Consider the following 19,112-nt stretch of genomic DNA (forward strand, 5'->3'; position numbering starts at 1 on the left):
GAGGTCTGTCTTCACAAACTGACGTCGATACCCTCCGCCATGCCAAAACTCGAGCCCCTCACGCCCCGAACCGATTAGGAATCACTCGTCTAGGGGCGGACTCAGGAGTCGAAGGGCGTCCGGTCGGCGGAGCAGGTGGCGCCGGGCGCCGGAAGTTGCAGGTCGACGAGATAGCGCTCGTTCAGGCGACGGGTGCAGTCGTTGGTCGGATCGTGGCCGTAGCCGTCGGAAACCACGACCAGGCGGGCGTTCACCATCGCCTGCTGTGCGCGCTGAGCGAACGGCAGCGGGGTCACCGGATCGAACCGGTTGTTGATCAGCAGCGCGGGCTTGTCGGCGCTCAGCGTCCACGGCCCCGCGTAGCGCTGGGGATAGCCGTCAGCGGGCGCGGACCACGACGCACACGGCTGGCGCATATAGAGCCAGAACGCGCCGTATGTCGGTGCGGTGGTGGTGAATTCACTCGACAGGCGCGGCCACAGCTCGGGCTGCCGGGGAAAGGTGTTGTCCGCGCAAGAAATCGCGGTGAAGGAGTCGAGGAAGTCGAAGCCGATGCCGATCGCGGCGAGGACTTCTCGCACCACGTCGGCATTTCCGGCGGGGCCGCGCTCCAGTTCGGCGAGCAGTTGGGCCAGGGCGGGCCAGCCGCGCTCCGCGTCGTACAGCATCATCGTGTGAGCCTGGACGGCCTCGGCGTAGCTCACCGACACCGCGCGCTCACCCGCGCCGACCGTAATCGGTTCCTGCCGAAGCCGTTCCAGCAGCGCGTTATCGCGGGTCCGGATGTCAGCGTTGGGTTCGCCGCCGGTGACCGCATCGGCGGCGCCTTGGCCGCCGAGCGCGGGTGGCTCCGCGAACGCGCACCTCGACTTACCCGCCTTGCCACACAGACGGACGAACTCGCTCAATACGTCCTCGGTGCCGATCGCGGTATCGGTGATCTCCGCGCGGGTATCGGTGGTGTACGCGTCGGGATCGATCATCGAGCTCAGCTGCAGCGCCCGGACCCGATCACCGAACAGTGCGCCGTACACTTCGCCCAAATAGCTTGCGTACGAACCGCCCTGGTAGGTCAGGTGGGTATCGCCGACCGCGCGGCGCAGCAGGTCCAGATCCCGGGCCGCGTCGACGGTGGTCAGATGCGGCAGCAGTTTTCCGCTGTGTGCCGCGCAACCAGCGGCCAGATCCCGGCTGGCCCGCTCGGCCGCCGCCTCCTGCTCGGGCGTCACCGGTGGCAGCGCGGCCGCCAACCAGAATCGTTGCTGCTCATCCGCATTCGCGAAACAGCGCACCTGCGCGCTGCGGCCGATCCCGCGTTGGTCGAAGGTCACCACGTCGAATCGCCGACTCACCTCACCGGGAAACATTTCCCCGCGCGCGGCCCACTCGAAGCCGGATTCGCCGGGACCGCCCGCGGCGGTGAAGAGCGTGCCGACCCGGCGGGCCGGCTCCGATGCGGGCTGCCGGATGACGGCCAGCTCGATGGTCTCGCCATGGGGTTGCGTGTAGTCGAGCGGCACCGCCGCCGTGGCGCATTGGTACCGATCGAGCCGCGGCTCCGCGCACTTCCTCCAGTCCAGGCTCGGGGTCGGCGCGGCGTCGGCCTGCGCGACCAGATCGGCCACCGCCGATTCCTGTTGAGTGGTACGGCCGCACCCGCTCAGCGTGGGCAATGCGGCGATCAGTACCCCGGCGACGACAATCCTCCAGCTACGCACGGTAATCATCGTCCGCCGCCGGGGCCGCCGCGGTCGTCATCCTTAGTGACGAGATAACCCTGAATCGGATCGGAACCGCCGCGGCTCACGTGGTGAGCAGCCGGATGACGGCGATGGTGCCCACCACCACGATCACCGCGCGCAGCACGGTCGGCGACAGGCGCCTGCCCACCGTTGCGCCGAGTTGTCCGCCGATGATCGAGCCGACCGCGATGAGCGCGACGGCCCGCCAGTCGACGTCCGCGATCGCGATGAAAATCAGCGCCGAAACCGCGTTCACGATCAGCGCGAGCACATTCTTGACGCCGTTGAGTCGCTGGATGTCCTCGTGCACGAACACGCCGAGCAATCCGATCAGCAGCACACCCTGGGCGGCGCCGAAATACCCGCCGTAGATGCCGGTCGCGTAGACGGCCGCCAGCAGGATCGGCCCACCGTGCTCCGGCGCGGGACTCGTGTTGTTGTCCCTGCGTTGTTTGACCCAGCGGGCCAGCCGCGGCTGCACCATCACCAGGATCAGCGCCGCGATGATCAGCACCGGCACGATCGCCTTGAACGCCTCCGCCGGGAGGGTGAGCAACAGCACCGCACCGGTGATGCCGCCGAGCAGGCTGGCGGTGCCGAGTTGCAGCAGCCGGGCGCGCTGGCCCTCCAGTTCACGCCGGTATCCGATGACACCGCTGATCGAGCCGGGCACCAGCCCGATGGTGTTGGAGACATTCGCGGTCACCGGCGGCAGTCCGAAGGCGAGCAGTACCGGGAAGGTGATCAGGGTGCCCGATCCCACGATGGTGTTGATGCCGCCCGCCGCGATACCCGCGGCGAGGACGGCCAGCATTTCCAGCCAGGTCATATGAACGGTTTCCTTCGACGTCCTTCGCTCGGCGGAGCGACACGCGAGTGTCTCCGTTGAGGGTGGTGGTGGGTGACGGGCGGGCACCGCGCCCGTACAAGCGTTCAGTTCGAGTTCGAACGCTAGCCCCCGACGTCGGATGACCGGGCGATGGGACCGGGGTTCCGGCACGGGACAGCCACACGGTAAACTCGTGGCCATCATGCAGCGGACGCTTCTTCTCGGCCGCCGCGACGGGGTCTGATCGGACCGGTTCCCGTCGCGGGGTTTTGCCGCGCCGGTCGACCCTCATAACGGGACCAACCACACCCTCCCTGGAGAATTGCATGTCCCCCGCTGACGCCTATGTATCCGGCACGCGCACGATCGCCGCACCGTCCAAGCCCGCGCCTGCCGACCAGCCCTTCTGGAACAAGCAGAACAACTCGTCCATGCCGACCTTCCGGTACCGGCCCTTCGCCGAAGAGGTCGAGCCGATCACACTGCCCGACCGCACCTGGCCGGACAAGGTCATCGACCGCGCTCCCGGCTGGTGCGCCGTCGACCTGCGCGACGGCAACCAGGCCCTGATCGACCCGATGAGCCCGGCCCGTAAGCGCCGCATGTTCGACCTGCTGGTGCGGATGGGCTACAAGGAGATCGAGGTCGGCTTCCCATCGGCCAGCCAGACCGATTTCGACTTCGTCCGCGAGATCATCGAGGACGGGGCCATCCCGGACGACGTCTCCATTCAGGTGCTGACGCAGTGTCGCCCCGAGCTGATCGAGCGCACCTTCGAGGCCTGCGCCGGGGCCGCGAATGTGATCGTGCACTTCTACAACTCCACCTCGATCCTGCAACGCAAGGTGGTCTTTCGTGCCGACCGCGAGGCGGTGAAGAAGATCGCCACCGACGCGGCGGCGCTGTGCCTGGAGGTCGAGAAGCGCTACCCCGACACCAACTGGCGCTATGAGTACAGCCCGGAGTCCTACACCGGCACCGAGCTGGAATACGCCAAGGACGTCTGCGACGCCGTCACCGCGATCATCGCTCCGACCCCGGACAACCCGATGATCATCAACCTGCCCGCGACCGTCGAGATGGCCACCCCGAACGTCTACGCCGACTCCATCGAGTGGATGAGCCGCAACCTGGCCCGCCGCGACTCGATCGTGCTGTCGCTGCATCCGCACAACGACCGCGGCACCGCCGTGGCCGCCGCCGAACTGGGCTACCAGGCAGGCGCCGACCGCATCGAAGGCTGCCTGTTCGGCAACGGTGAGCGCACCGGCAATGTCTGCCTGGTCACCCTGGGCATGAATCTGTTCTCCCGCGGCGTGGATCCGCAGATCAACTTCTCCGATATCGACGAGATCCGCCGCACCGTCGAATACTGCAACCAGCTGCCGGTGCACGAGCGCCACCCGTACGGCGGCGACCTGGTCTACACCGCGTTCTCCGGCTCGCATCAGGACGCGATCAACAAGGGTCTGGACGCGATGAAGGCGGCGGCGGACGCGGCCGACTCCGATGTCGCCGACATTGTCTGGGAGGTCCCCTACCTGCCGATCGACCCGAAGGATGTGGGCCGCACCTACGAGGCGGTCATCCGGGTCAATTCGCAGTCCGGCAAGGGCGGCGTCGCCTACATCATGAAGACCGATCACGGCCTGGTGCTGCCGCGGCGGCTGCAGATCGAGTTCTCCCAGGCGATCCAGAAGATCACCGACGGCGAGGGCGGCGAGGTCTCGCCCAAGGAGATGTGGGACGTCTTCTCCGAGGAGTACCTGTCCCCGATCCGCCCGCTGGAGCGGATGCGGCAGAAGGTGACCGCCTCGGAGATCGACGGCGGCGTGGACGCGATCAGCGCGGTGGTCAAGGTCGACGGCGTCGAGCAGGAGATCACCGGCTCCGGCAACGGCCCGCTGGCCGCATTCGTGGACGCCATCGCCACCGTCGGTTTCGACGTACGGGTGCTGGACTACTCCGAGCACGCCATGTCGGCGGGCGACGACGCGCAGGCCGCGGCCTATGTGGAGTGCGCGATCGGCGACAAGGTGCTGTGGGGCGTCGGCATCGCCACCTCCATCACCACCGCCTCGCTGCGCGCGGTCGTCTCCGCGGTGAACCGCGCGCACTGAGCGCGGCGCCCGGGTAGCGTGAGGGCCGGACGTCCACTCGTACGCGAGTGGATGTCCGGCTCTCGATCTTGCTGGGAGAGACGGACAATCGTGGACCGCCGCGCAGTCACACGAGGCCGTGTGTAATCCGGCGTGTCCGCTGTATATACCGCGACGCGGGGGCGAGAACCCCGTGCTAGCGTTTATTCGCATTCAAGCGCCGAGCTCTCTGCTCGCTTCCGAGCAGATGGGGGAACTGTGACAAACAACGACCACAACCCGACTTCTCCGCCCTGGCTGCAGAGTCATTCGGTGGATACGGCCGACGTCACCACCGACTCCGCCGGCGGACCCGCGGCGCAAGACCAGGCGCCCGAACCGATTTCGGCCGATGCGGCCGCCGAGCACGGCCAGGAACAGGCGGCATCCGCCGCACCCGAGCCGCAGCAGGCCGCGCCCGAAGCGGAGCCGGAGGCGCAGTACACCGGGTACCCCGGGCCGCCGCTGGACCAGACGATGGCCTATCCGCAGGGTGGCGCACCGCAAAACTACGGGCCGGTAGAGGGTTTCGCGCCGCCCGCGGAACAGCAGCAGTTCGCGCCGTACAACCCCGGACAGTTCCAGCAGCCGTACGCGCCGGAGCAGTACCAGGGCGGTCCGTACCAGCAGGGTCCGGCCCAGGCGCCCGAGCCGCACAGCGGCAATCATCCGGTGGCGGAACAGCACTACGGCGAGTACCGCCAGGAGATCGGCCCGGACGGGCTGGTCCGGCGGGTACCGCAGGAGAGTGCGCCGGAAGCCGGTGTCGCACAGGACCATCAGGGTGGTCCGATCTACAGCTGGGCTCCCCCGCCCCCGCCCGCGCACCAGCCGCCCCCGCCGCAGCAGCAGATGTACCAGCCGCCCGCGGGCCCGAATCCGACCGGACCGATGGGACACGGCGGCCCCGGCCAGGGTTGGCAGGGTGGTCCGGCCGCACCCCAGCAGCAGCCGTTCCAGCCGCAGCATATGCAGCAGCCGGGCCAGCCCGGACATTCGGTCAACGACCTGAACCTGCTCAAGCGGGCCCGCAGGGCGCCGCGCAGCGGGTGGCGCCGGGCGGTGCACAAGGCCTCCGGCGGCATGATCAATCCGGGTGAGTCCTCGGCCGATATCGTCTACCGCGACCTGGTCGACCAGGTGAATCAGCCGGTGCGCGGCGACTATCGGATCGCGATCCTGTCGCTCAAGGGCGGCGTCGGCAAGACCACGACCACGGTCGGACTCGGCTCCACCTTCGCATCATTGCGTGGCGACCGCGTCATCGCGATCGACGCCAACCCGGACCTCGGCACGCTCGCGCACCGGGTTCCGCGCCAAACCCGCTCCACCGTGCGCAATCTGCTCGAGGACAACCACATCTCCAGGTACTCGGATGTGCGCGCACACACCTCGCAGGCCCCCAGCCGACTGGAAGTGCTCGCCTCCGAACAGGATCCGGCCGTTTCCGAGGCGTTCAGCGAGGCCGACTACCGCAAGGCCATCGGAATCCTGCAGTCCTTCTACAACATCATCCTCACCGACTGCGGTACCGGCCTGATGCACTCGGCGATGTCCGGCGTCCTCGATATGGCCAGCTCGCTGGTGCTGGTCACCTCGCCGGCCATCGATGGCGCGCGCAGCGCCTCGGCCACCTTGGACTGGCTGGACCACCACGGCTACGGCAAGCTCGTCGAGCGAACCGTGGTGGTGGTCAACGCCTCTCGCCGCGGCGCCTCCACCGTCGATCTGGACCAGTTGCGCAAGCTGTTCCTCGACCGCACCCGCGCGGTGCAGGTGGTCCCGTTCGACGACCACCTCGCCGAAGGCGCGGAGATCGACCTGGAGTTGGTGAGCAAGCCGACCCGACGCGCCCTGCTCGAACTCGCGGCCATGGTGGCCGACGACTTCGGCTATATCGGGGCACAGCAGTACCGCCACCCCGGGCCGCTCCCCGGCCACCGCTAGTCGCGCAAAGGCCGGGGCCGCACACTATTCGGCGGTGACCTGACGGGCCGCGGCGTGGAAGGCGGACAGGACGGCGGCGATGGCCGGACGTCGTTCGGCGTGCGGACGGGTGGCGAGTTCGTAGCTGCGGGCCGCGCGAACACCGGACAGGCGCAGGACGGCGAGGCCGGGGTGGGCTACGGCGAAACGGGGCATCAGGGCCACACCGTAGTCCGCGGCCACCAGGGTTTCGATGACACGGAATTCGTTGAGACGCTGGGCGACCCGCGGTTCCACACCGGTGACGGTGGCGATCGAATTCAGCACGTCGTCGACCGGGAATCCGCCGCGGACGCTGATCCAGGTCTCGTCGGCCAGTTCGGCCGGGGTCACCGCCGATTTCCGCGCCAGCCGGTGCGTCGGCGCGACCACCACGTCGATCGGTTCGCGCATCAGGATCCGCGCGGCGACGCGGGTGCCCGCCACCGAGGGGGCGCGTTCGTCCCGGTGGGTCAGCACGATGTCGTAGTCGGCCAGTAGCCGGGCGACGCCGGTGGGCGGCACATCCTCATCGCTGGCGACAACGTCGACCCCGCTGTCGGCCAACGCGGTCAGCACATGCGGCAGCAGCAGCGCACCGCCCGAGGGGAAGACCGCGACGCGCACGCGGCCGCGCGGCGAGCCACGGTAGTGCGCCATCTCGGCGACCGCGCGCTCCATCGCGGCCAGCACCTCGTCGGCGCGCACCACCAGCGCGTGACCCGCGTCGGTGAGCCGGACTCGGCGGCCGTCGGGCTCCAGCAGGGCGACGCCCGCCTCCTTGGCCAGCACCTTGAGCTGTTGCGAGACCGCCGAGGGAGTCATCGACAACGCCGAGGCCACGGCGCCGATGGTGCCGCGATCGGCCAGTTCCCGCAGCACCCGCAGGCGCTCCACCGACATTGCCGGACCGCTTGGCACAACCACATCGCCTCCCTGCTGCCAGATCCCTTCGACCGGGCGGATTGTGAAGTATTTCTACATGAATAGTCCATATTAATTCGATTGTTCTGATGCTTTCCCGGTCGGACGATGGGACGCGTGACCAAGCGTGACCGCCTCCTGGGACTGACCGTCGTGCTGCTGTGGGGGCTGAACTTCCTCGCCATCCGCATCGGCCTCGACCACTTCCCGCCGTACTTCTTCGCCGCGCTGCGGTTCGCGGTGATCGCGGTTCCGGTGCTGCTGTTCGTGCCGCGGCCGCAGGTGCGGTGGCGGTGGATCCTGCTGTACGGCAGCGGGTTCGGCATCCTGCAATTCGCGTTCCTGTTCACCGCCATGCGGGTGGGCATGCCGACCGGACTGGCCTCACTGGTCCTCCAGTCCTCGGCGCCGTTCACCGTGCTGCTCGGGACGCTGCTACTGCACGAACGGATCCGCCCGGTGCAGGTGGCGGGCATCGCCGTCGCGATGACGGGGATGGCGGTGATCGGCTGGGACCGGCTCGAGCACGCCACCCTGCTCCCGGTGCTGCTGACCCTGGCGGGCGGGCTCGGCTGGGCCTTCGGCAATATCGGCGCCCGAATGGCGGGCAGCGAGTCGCCCGGCTTCAACCCGCTACACCTCACACTGTGGATCGCGGTCGTCCCGCCGGTGCCGCTGTTCGCACTGTCGGCGCTCACCGAGGGAACCGCAGGCCCGCGCGATCTGGCGGACGCGTTCACCACCACCGGCTGGCCCGCGCTGGCGGCGCTCGCCTATATCGCGATCCTCGCCACCATCGTCGGCTCCGGGCTGTGGACCTACCTGATGGGCCGCTACCCCGCGGGCGTGGTGGCGCCGTTCTCGCTGCTGGTCCCGGTTGTCGGCATCGCCGCCGCCTGGGCATTCCTCGGCGAGACCCCGACTGTCACCTCGCTCGTCGGCGGCGCCGTCGTCATCGCGGGCGCCTTCGCCGCCACCGCGGCGAAGCGGCCCGCGCCGAGTCCGGTCGACGAGTCCGCGCGGGCGGCACGGCTGGTGGGGGTCCGATAGACCGAACCGGCCTCAGGTCACACCGTGAATCCGCGGCGAATCGGCATCCATGACGGTAATCTCGGGGCGCCTGTACTCGTGCGGCCGGTCGATGCTCGATGCCGACGGTGGTCCGCGGGCGGCGGCCGGGGTGGGTCGGAGAGCCCGGAGTTGTCACCTTAGAGTAGGTGCGGCGGTGAAGGTAGGGTCGGCGAAGGCTAGGCAGCAAAGAAGCGCATGGCAGAGAATCGATGGGCCGTCTCGCGAAGGTCGATGCTTCGCGGCACAGCGGCGATGGGGGTAGCGGCGGCCGGGGGACTATCGGCCGGTGCGCTCAGACCGGCGTCTGCCGCCGGAACTCCGGACGGCGGGCGGGTCGCGGTACTCGGTGGTGGCGTCGCGGGCCTGACCGCCGCCCATGAGCTGGCCGAACGAGGTTTCCAGGTCACGGTCTACGAGCGGCGCGCGCTCGGCGGCAAGGCCCGCAGCATCCCGGTGCCGGGCACCGGTTCCGGTGGACGGCCGGACCTACCCGGCGAACACGGGTTCCGCTTCTTCCCCGGCTTCTACCAGCATATTCCGGATACCATGCGGCGAATTCCGTTCGCGGGCAACGAGAACGGCGTCTGGAACAACCTGATCTCGGTACCGGAGGCCCGCTTCGCCCGGCGCGGCGGCGATGATTTCCGCCAGCTGCCGCTCGGCCCACGCGCCCGCCTCACCCCGTCACCGGAAGCGTTCCAGGAGACGGTCGGCGCGGCGATCTCCACCTCACTGAAACTGCCCGCGGCCGAAGGTCTCTATTTCGCCAATCGACTGCTGGTCTTCAACAGCAGCAGCGACGCCAGGCGGGTGGGCCAGTGGGAGCATATGTCGTGGCACAACTTCGTCGGCGGGCATCGGCGGTCCCATGAATTCCGCGCGCTCCTCTCCCGTGCCCTGACCAGCATCATGGTCGCGGCCAAGGAGGACATCGCCAGCGTCAAAACCATCGGCACCATGGGTGAGCAGTTCCTCGGCAACCCCTTCGAGGTCGGCAACGACGGTGCACTGGACCGGGTGCTGAACGGGCACACCAATGCCGCCTGGATCGACCCGTGGACCCAGCGCCTGCGCGAACTCGGGGTCGAATTCGCACTCGGCGCCGAGGTACGCGGGCTCGAGGTGCGGGACCGGCGGATCGCGGGGGCACGGATCGTCGACGCGGGCGGCGCCCGCACGGTGCGGGCCGATTACTTCGTGGTCGCGCTTCCTGCCGAGCAGGCGCGCACCCTGTGGTCGGCCGACGTGCTCGAGGTACAGCCCGAATTGGCCGCGATGGACCGGCTTTTCGTCGACTGGATGACCGGCATCCAGTTCTATCTGCGCAGACCCGCCGAAATCTCGCGCGGGCACACCGCCTATATCGACGCACCGTGGTCGCTCACCTCGATCAGCCAGAACCAGCTGTGGGCTCGCAAGCTCCCCGAATTCGGCGACGGCAGTGTGCAGGACTGTCTTTCGGTCGACATCTCCGACTGGAACACCCCGGGCGTGCTCTACGGCAAGCCGGCCAAGGAATGCACGCACGAGGAAATCGCACGGGAGGTGTGGGCGCAGATGCGCGAGCACCTCGACGACGCCGGTGAGGCCTTGCGCGACGCCGATCTGCACTCGTGGTTCCTGGATCCTGGCATCACCTGGCAGGCCGGGCAGGGCCGCAATGTCAATGCCGACCCGCTGCTGATCAATACCGCGGGTTCCTGGCAGTGCCGTCCCGAGGCCCACGGCGCGATCGAAAACCTTTTCCTCGCGGGCGATTACGTGCGCACCAATGTGGACCTGGCGACCATGGAGGGCGCCAACGAATCCGCCAGGGCCGCGGTGAACGCCCTGCTGGACGTGTCGGGATCGGATGCGCCACGCTGCCGGATGTACCGGATGTACCGTGCCGTGGAACTCGAGCCGCTGCGGCGCATCGACGCCGATCGGTACGCGGCGGGGCAACCCAACCTGTTCGACGTGCCGTTCTGAGCGATAGACTGGCCGGGGTATTACCCAAATACTCATTAGAACAACTGATTTCAGCAGTACATGGGTAACTCGTCGGGCACGCCCAAAAGTCTTTCGGCGCTTGCCGCCGGCCTGGCGCGAGACTGTCGAGGCACACACGCCCGGCAAAATACGCGGAGAGGCGGGCGAGCGAGATCACCGACACGAACGAGATCAGCGACCCCGCGGACCTACGCCGACTGCTCGGGGCCGCCATGCCCCGCGCGGTGGCCAAGGAGCGGGTAGCTCTGCACGCCAAGGATCGCGAGTGGATCGCTCGATCCCCGTTCGTCGTGATCGCCACCGCCGATGCCGACGGCAACTGCGACGCCTCCCCAAAGGGTGACCCGGCGGGCTTCGTCGAAGTGCTCGACGACACCACGCTGGCCATCCCGGAGCGACCGGGCAACCGCAGGGCCGACGGGTACTTCAATATCCTGTCCAACCCGCGGGTCGGGCTGATCTTCCTGATCCCCGGCCGCACCGAGACGCTGCGCGTCAACGGCCGTGCCCGCCTGGTGCGCGATGCCGACTACTTCGACAGGATGGTGGTGAAGGGCCACCGGCCGATCCTGGCCATGGAGGTCGATATCGAGCAGATCTTCTTCCACTGCGGCAAAGCATTCATGCGCAGCCACCTGTGGGAGCCGGAGAAGTGGCCCGCCGACACCCTGCCCAGCCATGCTCGCCTGGTCAAAGAGGTGCAGACCAACATCACGCAGTCGGTGGAGGAGTTGGAGGCGTACTACTCCACCGAGGTCTACAGCGCCAAGCTCTACGCGGACTGAACGATGTGGCAGCCGCCACAACGGTGGACCTCAGCGCGGTAACGCGCCTGGCAGGAGCCCTACGGAGTGAGTCCGATGAGCGACCGTTCGCGACCCGTCGCGGGGGCCGCGAACACGCGGCGGCGCAGACGCTGCAAAACTAACACCGTGGCAGACATATCGGTGCGTGGGCGGATTGCCCTGCGGGCCGCGGCGGCAGCGTCGTGGGCCTCGCAGAAGGCGGGCCGCGGCAAGGGGTCGATGATCGGCGGGCTGATCGCGCTGAAGATCGATCCGACCATCATGGATCAGCTCGGCCGTGGCCGGCGCACCGTGCTGGTCACCGGCACCAACGGTAAATCCACCACCACCAGGATGACCACGGCCGCGCTCGGCACGCTCGGCGCGGTCGCGACCCAGGCCGACGGCGCCAATATGGACGCGGGCATCGTCGCGGCGCTGAGTACGCACCAGGGGGTGCCGCTCGCCGCCATCGAGGTGGACGAACTGCATCTGCCGCATGTCACCGATTCGCTGAATCCGGCCGCGGTGGTGCTGTTGAACCTGAGCCGCGATCAGCTGGACCGGGTCGGCGAAATCAATATGATCGAGCGCAGGCTGCGGGCCGGGCTCGCCAAGCATCCGGACACCGTGGTGATCGCGAACTGCGACGACGTCCTGATCACCTCGATCGCCTACGACCACCCGAATGTGGTCTGGGTGGCCGCGGGCAGCGGCTGGGCGATGGATGCGACCAGCTGTCCGCGCAGCGGTGAGCCGATCGTCTGGGAGGGTGCGCACTGGCGCAGCACCGGCACGGATTTCGAACGCCCGGAACCGAATTGGTGGCTGGACGGCGAAGACCTCTGCGGGCCGGAGGGATTGCGGCTGCCGCTGGAACTGGCACTGCCCGGTCGGGCCAATCGGGGCAACGCCGCGCAGGCGGTGGCCGCCGCGGTCGCGCTCGGCGCACAACCCGCGCAGGCCGTCGCGGCCGCGGGCACCGTACGCGAGATCGCGGGCCGCTACCGCACCGTGCAGGTCGGCGCGCACGCCGCACGACTGCTGCTCGCGAAGAATCCGGCGGGCTGGCAGGAGGCGCTGTCCATGATCGAGCCCGCCTCGGCGGGGCTGGTGATCGCGGTGAACGGGCAGGTGCCCGATGGTGAAGACCTGTCCTGGCTGTGGGATGTGCGCTTCGAGCATTTCGAGGGCGTCCAGGTGGTGGCCGCGGGCGAGCGCGCCACCGATCTCGCGGTGCGCCTCACCTACGCGGGCGTGGAGCACACCACCGTGCCGGATCCCGTGCGCGCCATCGCATCCTGCCCCGCCGGACATGTCGAGGTGCTGGCCAACTACACCGCATTCCGCGATCTGAACCGCGATCTCGAGGCGCAGTCATGAGTGAATCGACCGTACGAATCGGACTGGTACTGCCCGATGTGATGGGCACCTACGGCGACGGCGGCAACGCGGTCGTGCTGCGGCAGCGACTGCGCATGCGCGGCTACGACGCCGAGATCGTCGAAATCACGCTGCCCGATCCGGTTCCCGAGTCGCTGGACATCTACACCCTCGGCGGCGCCGAGGATTCCGCGCAGCGGCTGGCCACCCGGCATCTACAGCGCTACCCCGGTCTACAGCAGGCGGCCGCGAAAGGCGCTCCGGTGCTTGCCATCTGCGCGGCGATCCAGGTGCTCGGTCACTGGTACGAAACCTCCACCGGCGAACGCGTCGACGGCGTCGGCCTGATCGACGTCACCACCTCTCCCCAGGCCAAACGCGCCATCGGCGAGGTCACCACCGCACCGATGCTGCCCGGTCTCACCGCGGCCCTGACCGGTTTCGAGAATCACCGCGGCGGAACCAAACTCGGCGGCGACGCGACCGGCCTTGCCCGCGTTACCCGCGGCGTCGGCAATGGTGTCGGCGACGGCCTGGAAGGCGTCGTCCAGGGCTCGGTCCTCGGCACCTACATGCACGGCCCCGCACTGGCCCGCAATCCCGAACTCGCCGACCTGCTCCTCATGCGCGCCCTCGGTGTCGACGCACTGGAACCCCTCGAACTTCCCGAGGTCGACCAGCTGCGCCGCGAACGCCTCCGCGCCTGAGGCGGCGACCGAGCGCCGCATCGACGGATCCGACACCACCGGACGCCGAGTTCGGCGGTCTCCGTGACGAGGGGGCCGGTCCGGCAGGCGATGATCGGGAGATGAGAATCGAGAACGAGGCGCCCGTCGACACCGCCCCCGTGATGCCGGTGTCGGTCGACGCAATGGCACCGGCCGAGATCGGACCCGGTGTGTGGGTGCGAGAGTTGCCCGGCACCGGAGCGATCCGGCCCTGGGTCGTCGACATCGCGCCCGGCGCCGAGTGGCCCGAACTCGACGTACACGCGGGGTACGGCGAGGCATATTTCGTGGTCGAGGGCGAGGTCATCGAGGGCGAGCGGCGATATGGGCCGGGTACCTACGTCTTCTTCGAGCCCGGCAGCAGTCACCGGCCGCGCAGCGAACGCGGAGCCCGGGTTTTCGGTTTCAACTTCGACGCACCCGAGACCGATGCCTAGCACCATGTGTGTGTCCAGCAGCAGGCTCACGGCATCGACTCGAAATCATCGGCGATCGCGGCATTGGTATCCGCGGAGTCCCAATCCGGCCCGAGCACGAGTCGACCACGCAGCGATCCGCGCCCGCGTCGTTCGGCCCGTCGAACCAACGGTACGACTTTGGCGACGGGATGACCGGCCCGACTGATGACGATCTCCTCCCCGCGCTCGACGCGTTCGATAATCCGCGAGAGATTGGTCTTGGCGTCGTGGATATTGAACTGTTCAGATGCGCTACCCAACATCTCACCTCCTTAGCTAAGGGGTTAGTCCAGCTGGGCGTCCGAAGATGGCACTGCCGTCGGGGAGGCGACCGTCGACGCGGAGCCGATCAGGCGACCGCGGCGGCGCAGAGTTCGTGCACCAACCGCATCTTCTCCAACACCGGATCGGGCAGTACGAACGGGTAGAGGTCGGGATGGCCCATGGAGCGGTTGACCATATTCAGCGCCCAGGCCAGTGGGAGCCACAGATCGATGATCTTGTCGAAACCCGCCCGGCCCACCTGCGGCCGATCCAATGTGGCGCCCGCCGGGGCGAAGCCGAAAGCGGCCGCGGTGTCCAGGGTGTCGCGGATGTGCAGGTAGTGGGCGAAGGTTTCGGCCCAGTCCTCGGCGGCGTGCATGCTCGCGTAGGAGGAGACGTAGTCGGCCTCCCAGCCGGGCGGCGCGCCCTGGGAGTAGTGCAGATCCAGCGCCGCCTGGTAGTCGGCGGACGGATCGCCGAACAACTCCCGGAAGCGTTGCCGCGCAGTGTCATCGGCGACCAGGACGGCGAAATAGTGGTGACCGATCTCGTGCCGGAAATGGCCGAGCAGGGTTCGATACGGTTCGTCCATCTCGATGCGCAGCTGCTCGCGGTGCGGATCGTGCGCCTCGGCCAGATCAAGGGTGATGACACCGTTCTGGTGGCCGGTCAGCACCTTGTCGGTGACGCTGGACAGTAGATCGAAGGCAAGTCCGTTCTGCGGGTCCTCGTCTCGGCCGACGATCGGCAGGCCGAGTTCGGCCAGCTCCACGATGAGGCGGCGCTTGGCGGCCTCCGCTTCGGCGAAGGCGTCGAGGCCCGCGGAGTCGAGGTCATTGGGGCGGGTACGGGTCAGCCGACAGGATTCGCACAGCGCCGGTCCACCGTTGCCGTGCGGGGCCTGGGCGAGGCCGGTCTCATCCGAAACCTGCACCAGCCAATTGCATTTCGCCATGTGCAAGTTGTCGCAGAGCCGGTAGCGGCGGCCGTCCACCACACCGCTGAGCTGACCGCCGGAACCGGTCGGGGCGAAATCGGCGATCACGACCAGGGTGCGCAGGGTGAGGCTGAATCCCAACGGGCTGGAACAGGACAGGCAAACCGAATTCTCGAAGGCAAGCTGCTGGCCGCAGTTGGGGCAAGCGAAATCGCGCACGCGGGTTCACACCTCCACCGGAGCCACATCGACCGACACGGTAATGATGCTCTCCTTGGCGTCGGTATAGATGATGCCACGCAGGGGCGGGACGTCCGCGTAGTCGCGACCCCAGGCCGCGGTGACGTAACGCTCGTCGGCGAATTGGTCATTGGTGGGGTCGAAGGCGATCCAGCGACCGGTGCGGCCCGCGGGCTCATCGCCGGGTACCCACACCGCGATCCAGGCATGCGTGGCGTCCGCGCCGATCATCCGCTCCTTGCCCGGTGGCGGATCGGTGGCCAGATAGCCGGAAATGTAGCGTGCGGCCAGCCCGTGCGAACGCAGGCAGGCCGCACCGATTCGGGCGAAGTCCTGGCAGACGCCCTCCCGGGCGGCGAAGATATCGGCCACCTTCGTCGAGACCGTGGTGGAGCCGGATCGGTAGGTGAAGTCGGTGTAGATGCGAGTGTTCAGTTCCGCCACCGCCTCCAGCAGCGGTCTGCCCGGCGTCAGCGATTGCGCCGCGTACGCGGTGACCTCGCGGGTGATCTCGGGCGGACGCAGATCGAGGGTGAACTCCACCGCGAGCGGGCCGGTGGCGGCGTCGGGGCGCGCCTGTTCCCATGGTCGCACGGCCGCGCCGACCGCCTCGAGCTCCGGCGGATCCACCTCGACCACCGAGCTTCCGGTGACCACCAGCTTGGTGTGTTCGGCGGTGACGTGGAAGTAGGAGGTGGTGTTGCCGTAGACATCGGTGCCGACCGAGCGATCCGAGGGCGTCGGATCGATGTGGATGTCGTGCGAAATCAGGCGCTGCCCGGGGAATTCGCGCGGTGTCAGATAGGTGCGGCCGTAGGAACTGTTGACCTCGGCGGAGTACGAATACGTGGTTCGGTGTTCCACCCGATACCGACGGGTGAATCCGTTCCGGCCGGTCATTCGACAACCCTCGTGCTGCCCCACAGCGGCTGTATACCCACCGGCAGCGAAAGCTTTGTGGTCTCGAACGATTCGGATACCTTGCGCAACCGCAAGTGCACACCGTCCAGTAGCTCGGCCAGTTCCGATCGCCTACCCGAGTCGTCGGTGACCTCCAGGTCGGCCGGATCCACCCGGCGCAGCATCCGCTGCGCGTCGGCCAGCAGTCGTTGCGCCCGAGACGATCCGGATGCCCCCGGCAGCGCCCGGAAGTCCGTGTCCAGCCGATCCAGCTGATAGGCCAGCGACCGTGGATTACCCGCGTCGAACAGCAGTAATCCGGCTACCGCCGAGATACGCACCGAATCCCGGTGGCGCCGACGGTAACTCACCAAGGACTCGGTCGCCCGCAGCACCGATTCGGTCACCACCCGCTGGGCCTCGCCGGTGTAGTCCTGGGTCAGTGCCGCGGCGAGCAGCGCGGTGAGCGACAGCCCGCGCTCGATGCGCTTACCGATATCCATGACGTACCAGCCGATATCGCGCACCAGCGATTCCGCCCCGATGCCCGACAGCGACAGCAGCGCCGCCAGGGTCAGCGAATGCACGGCCGACAGCGCCGCCTCCTGATCCTCCCCGCTGCCGCGATACTCGGCCAGCGCCCGATCCACCGCGCTCAGGATCATCCAGGTGTCCGACGACAGCTGATCACGCACCGCCCGCGCCGCGGAACCGTACCGATCGATGGCGAATGCCAACGAGCCCGGGTGATCCCGATCGATCGTCAACGAGACCAAATAGTTGTGCCCTTCGCGCGAAGCCCGCGGCGGCTCGGTTTCCGGCTCCTCCGGCCGTGCGGCACCGTTCGGGCCGAAGACGACAGCGGCCGGTGCATCGGTGCCGGTGGTGCGGGCCAGGGCGGACATCAGGACCGGGACCGCCTCCGCACCCTCCATCCAGGGGCGATAACGGTAGTCCTGATATTGGTCGTGAGTGGCGATGAGCAGACGGACGACCGCCTCGGCGCGTTCGCTGTAGCGGCCCATCCAGAACAGGTCGTTGAGGACGCGGGGTGAACTGACGGCCTCGACGACCGGGGTGGGGCGGAAGACGCGCTCCTCGGCCGGTTCCGCCGCGACCGCCGCGACGGGAGTGGGGGCGGCGCGTACCCAGACGTCCTTGGCGGCCACCTTGATGACCGTCCGGTCCGGCTCCACACGCTGACGCAGGTGCCCGAGTCCGCCCGCCATCGCCGTATATCCACCGCGTCGGGCCATCGAGAACAGGCGCATGCCGACGGGCGCCGAGGCAAGTCCGCCGAACCCACGCACCGCGGGCGCCACCGAGAACTGCGAGGGTTCCTGGCCGACCCACTGCCAGCCGTCCGCCTCGATGCGGGTCTTCAGTTCCTCCCGCTGCGCGCCGGACAGTTCCGGACCCGACAGTGTGGCGCAGTCGACCGCCGAGCGAATGATCAGCCGGTCCAGATTCGCCAGCAGGTGCGAGCGCTCGCGATCGTCACCACCCCAATACGATGGTGCGCTGTCCAGCAGCAACTCCTCACCGAGCAGGGCCTTCGAAATCCGAGGCAGGAACCCGGCCAGCGCCGGACTCTCCAACAGTCCGCTGCCCAGCGTGTTCACCACGGTCACCGCGCCCCGGCGCAGCACCTCGACAAGTCCCACGACCCCGAGCTGTGAATCGGGGCGCAGATCGAGCGGATCGGAGAACTCCGCGTCCAGGCGGCGCAGCACCACGTCGACGCGCTTCAATGTGCCGAGCGACCGCATCCACAGCGAACCGTCGCGCACGACCAGATCGGCGCTCTCCACCAGCGGAAAGCCAAGGATCGCGGCGAGATACGCCTGATCGAAGGCGGTTTCGGAGTGCACGCCCGGGCTGAGCACCACCACCATCGGCTCATCCGAGTCGGCGACCGGTGCGGCCTCGATCAGCAGCAACCGCATGGCCCGCGCGAACGGGGTGAGTGGGCGCGGATTGGAATGTTCGAACGCCTCGGGGATCGCGGTGGACACCACCCGGCGGTCGGCCAGCGCGTACCCCGCGCCCGAGGGCGCCTGCGCCCAGTCGGCGATCGCCCGGAACTCACCGTCGCCCCACCGGCTGATCTCGCAGGCGTGCAGGAACAACTGGTGACGACCGGGAATGGTGATGCCGTGCGCGGCCCGCACATACCCGTGGCTGCCGAACACCACCTCGGGCGGCAGCAGCCCGGAGGTGATGGTGCGCCGCGAGCCGTAGACGTCGGTGAGTACCTCGTCCAGCACCCGCGAGCGCTGGACCAGCCCAGCCTCCAGCCGGGTCCAGTCATCCGCGGAAACCAGCAACGGAATCGGATCCAGTTGCCACGGCACCGGCATCGTGGGCTCGCCCGAACCGCTCACCGCGGTATAGGTGATGCCGTCGTCCTCGATCAGCCTGCGCACTCGGGTGTCGAGGCGGCCGAGGCCGGTGGTGCCGAGTTCGACGAAGTCCGACGACAATTCCGACCACATCGGCCGCACCGTGCCGTTCGCATCGACCAGTTCGTCGTAGTAGCCCCTGGTCGGCCTGCCGCATTCATCGTAGGCCGCGCCCGCACCGCCCTCGGCCCGGTAGCGCGCGAACTGCTCGGCGATCTGCTCGCGCACCTCGCGCCGCTGCGCCTCGCGGGCGTCCCACAGCATGCCCTGCGCATCCCGCGCGGCGTCGTCCTCGTGGTCGCGGCGCAGATCGGGGTCGAGCATGTCCGGATCCACCGCATCGGCCACCATGCC

Annotated in this window: 15 protein-coding genes; 8 read left to right on the forward strand and 7 right to left on the reverse strand. The window is 68.3% G+C overall.

The features are described 5' to 3' along the window. Positions 1-101 precede the first annotated feature (101 nt). Both AB0H61_RS35410 and AB0H61_RS35415 read right to left on the reverse strand, forming a co-directional pair. Positions 102-1,718, reverse strand: a complete 1,617-nt coding sequence (locus AB0H61_RS35410; RefSeq protein ID WP_357312306.1) for an alpha/beta hydrolase — start codon at positions 1,716-1,718, stop codon at positions 102-104. A gap of 85 nt (positions 1,719-1,803) precedes the next feature. Next, complete coding sequence (locus AB0H61_RS35415) at positions 1,804-2,571, reverse strand: sulfite exporter TauE/SafE family protein (RefSeq protein WP_357312308.1); 768 nt, start codon at positions 2,569-2,571, stop codon at positions 1,804-1,806. A 326-nt stretch (positions 2,572-2,897) separates the two neighbouring features. On the opposite strand from AB0H61_RS35415, the gene leuA reads away from it, so the two are divergent. After that, on the forward strand, positions 2,898-4,691 hold the full coding sequence (gene leuA, locus AB0H61_RS35420; RefSeq protein ID WP_357312311.1) for a 2-isopropylmalate synthase: 1,794 nt from the start codon (positions 2,898-2,900) through the stop codon (positions 4,689-4,691). A 495-nt stretch (positions 4,692-5,186) separates the two neighbouring features. Further along, positions 5,187-6,656: a MinD/ParA family protein gene (locus AB0H61_RS35425; RefSeq protein WP_357312449.1), complete on the forward strand. Its 1,470-nt coding sequence runs from the start codon at positions 5,187-5,189 to the stop codon at positions 6,654-6,656. Positions 6,657-6,680: 24 nt separating this feature from the next. Here AB0H61_RS35425 and AB0H61_RS35430 read toward each other — a convergent pair whose 3' ends face one another. Then, a complete protein-coding gene (locus AB0H61_RS35430) occupies positions 6,681-7,577 on the reverse strand; it encodes a LysR family transcriptional regulator (protein WP_357312452.1) in 897 nt (298 codons plus the stop codon). Positions 7,578-7,715: 138 nt separating this feature from the next. Between AB0H61_RS35430 and AB0H61_RS35435 the strand changes: the two genes are divergently transcribed. The 6 genes from AB0H61_RS35435 to AB0H61_RS35460 all read left to right on the forward strand — a co-directional run bounded on the left by AB0H61_RS35435 (position 7,716) and on the right by AB0H61_RS35460 (position 13,994). After that, positions 7,716-8,648: an EamA family transporter gene (locus tag AB0H61_RS35435; RefSeq protein WP_357312314.1), complete on the forward strand. Its 933-nt coding sequence runs from the start codon at positions 7,716-7,718 to the stop codon at positions 8,646-8,648. Between the two features lie 252 nt (positions 8,649-8,900). After that, positions 8,901-10,640, forward strand: coding sequence for an FAD-dependent oxidoreductase (locus tag AB0H61_RS35440; RefSeq protein WP_357312317.1), 1,740 nt, complete (start codon positions 8,901-8,903; stop codon positions 10,638-10,640). 173 nt (positions 10,641-10,813) lie between these two features. Continuing rightward, positions 10,814-11,446 carry a pyridoxamine 5'-phosphate oxidase family protein gene (locus AB0H61_RS35445; protein ID WP_357312454.1) on the forward strand — a complete coding sequence of 211 codons (633 nt, stop codon included), beginning with the start codon at positions 10,814-10,816 and terminating at the stop codon, positions 11,444-11,446. Positions 11,447-11,593: 147 nt separating this feature from the next. Next, positions 11,594-12,829, forward strand: coding sequence for a MurT ligase domain-containing protein (locus tag AB0H61_RS35450; protein ID WP_357312319.1), 1,236 nt, complete (start codon positions 11,594-11,596; stop codon positions 12,827-12,829). After that, positions 12,826-13,536: a glutamine amidotransferase gene (locus AB0H61_RS35455; RefSeq protein WP_357312321.1), complete on the forward strand. Its 711-nt coding sequence runs from the start codon at positions 12,826-12,828 to the stop codon at positions 13,534-13,536. Before AB0H61_RS35450 ends, AB0H61_RS35455 begins: the two co-directional genes overlap by 4 nt. A 101-nt stretch (positions 13,537-13,637) precedes the next feature. Then, positions 13,638-13,994 carry a cupin domain-containing protein gene (locus tag AB0H61_RS35460; RefSeq protein ID WP_357312323.1) on the forward strand — a complete coding sequence of 119 codons (357 nt, stop codon included), beginning with the start codon at positions 13,638-13,640 and terminating at the stop codon, positions 13,992-13,994. Between the two features lie 26 nt (positions 13,995-14,020). On the opposite strand, the gene AB0H61_RS35465 is transcribed toward AB0H61_RS35460, so the two are convergent. The 4 genes from AB0H61_RS35465 to AB0H61_RS35480 form a co-directional block, all read right to left on the reverse strand. Beyond that, complete coding sequence (locus tag AB0H61_RS35465; protein WP_357312326.1) at positions 14,021-14,278, reverse strand: type II toxin-antitoxin system prevent-host-death family antitoxin; 258 nt, start codon at positions 14,276-14,278, stop codon at positions 14,021-14,023. Positions 14,279-14,364: 86 nt separating this feature from the next. Beyond that, positions 14,365-15,435 carry a putative zinc-binding metallopeptidase gene (locus tag AB0H61_RS35470; RefSeq protein ID WP_357312329.1) on the reverse strand — a complete coding sequence of 357 codons (1,071 nt, stop codon included), beginning with the start codon at positions 15,433-15,435 and terminating at the stop codon, positions 14,365-14,367. Between the two features lie 6 nt (positions 15,436-15,441). Further along, positions 15,442-16,356 carry a transglutaminase family protein gene (locus AB0H61_RS35475; RefSeq protein WP_357312332.1) on the reverse strand — a complete coding sequence of 305 codons (915 nt, stop codon included), beginning with the start codon at positions 16,354-16,356 and terminating at the stop codon, positions 15,442-15,444. After that, a complete protein-coding gene (locus AB0H61_RS35480) occupies positions 16,353-19,109 on the reverse strand; it encodes a circularly permuted type 2 ATP-grasp protein (protein WP_357312335.1) in 2,757 nt (918 codons plus the stop codon). Before AB0H61_RS35480 ends, AB0H61_RS35475 begins: the two co-directional genes overlap by 4 nt. Positions 19,110-19,112: the final 3 nt, after the last annotated feature.

Origin of the sequence: Nocardia sp. NPDC050710 (assembly GCF_040654375.1) — a bacterium.
Lineage (GTDB): Bacteria > Actinomycetota > Actinomycetes > Mycobacteriales > Mycobacteriaceae > Nocardia.

Bases quoted from the DNA above. Each gene is read 5' to 3' on its own strand.
- AB0H61_RS35415 (WP_357312308.1), bottom strand. From the start codon at position 2,571: ATGACCTGGCTGGAAATGCTGGCCGTCCTCGCCGCGGGTATCGCGGCG.
- leuA (WP_357312311.1), top strand. From the start codon at position 2,898: ATGTCCCCCGCTGACGCCTATGTATCCGGCACGCGCACGATCGCCGCA.
- AB0H61_RS35425 (WP_357312449.1), top strand. From the start codon at position 5,187: ATGGCCTATCCGCAGGGTGGCGCACCGCAAAACTACGGGCCGGTAGAG.
- AB0H61_RS35430 (WP_357312452.1), bottom strand. From the start codon at position 7,577: ATGTCGGTGGAGCGCCTGCGGGTGCTGCGGGAACTGGCCGATCGCGGC.
- AB0H61_RS35440 (WP_357312317.1), top strand. From the start codon at position 8,901: ATGCTTCGCGGCACAGCGGCGATGGGGGTAGCGGCGGCCGGGGGACTA.
- AB0H61_RS35455 (WP_357312321.1), top strand. From the start codon at position 12,826: ATGAGTGAATCGACCGTACGAATCGGACTGGTACTGCCCGATGTGATG.
- AB0H61_RS35460 (WP_357312323.1), top strand. From the start codon at position 13,638: ATGAGAATCGAGAACGAGGCGCCCGTCGACACCGCCCCCGTGATGCCG.
- AB0H61_RS35465 (WP_357312326.1), bottom strand. From the start codon at position 14,278: ATGTTGGGTAGCGCATCTGAACAGTTCAATATCCACGACGCCAAGACC.
- AB0H61_RS35475 (WP_357312332.1), bottom strand. From the start codon at position 16,356: ATGACCGGCCGGAACGGATTCACCCGTCGGTATCGGGTGGAACACCGA.
- AB0H61_RS35480 (WP_357312335.1), bottom strand. From the start codon at position 19,109: ATGGTGGCCGATGCGGTGGATCCGGACATGCTCGACCCCGATCTGCGC.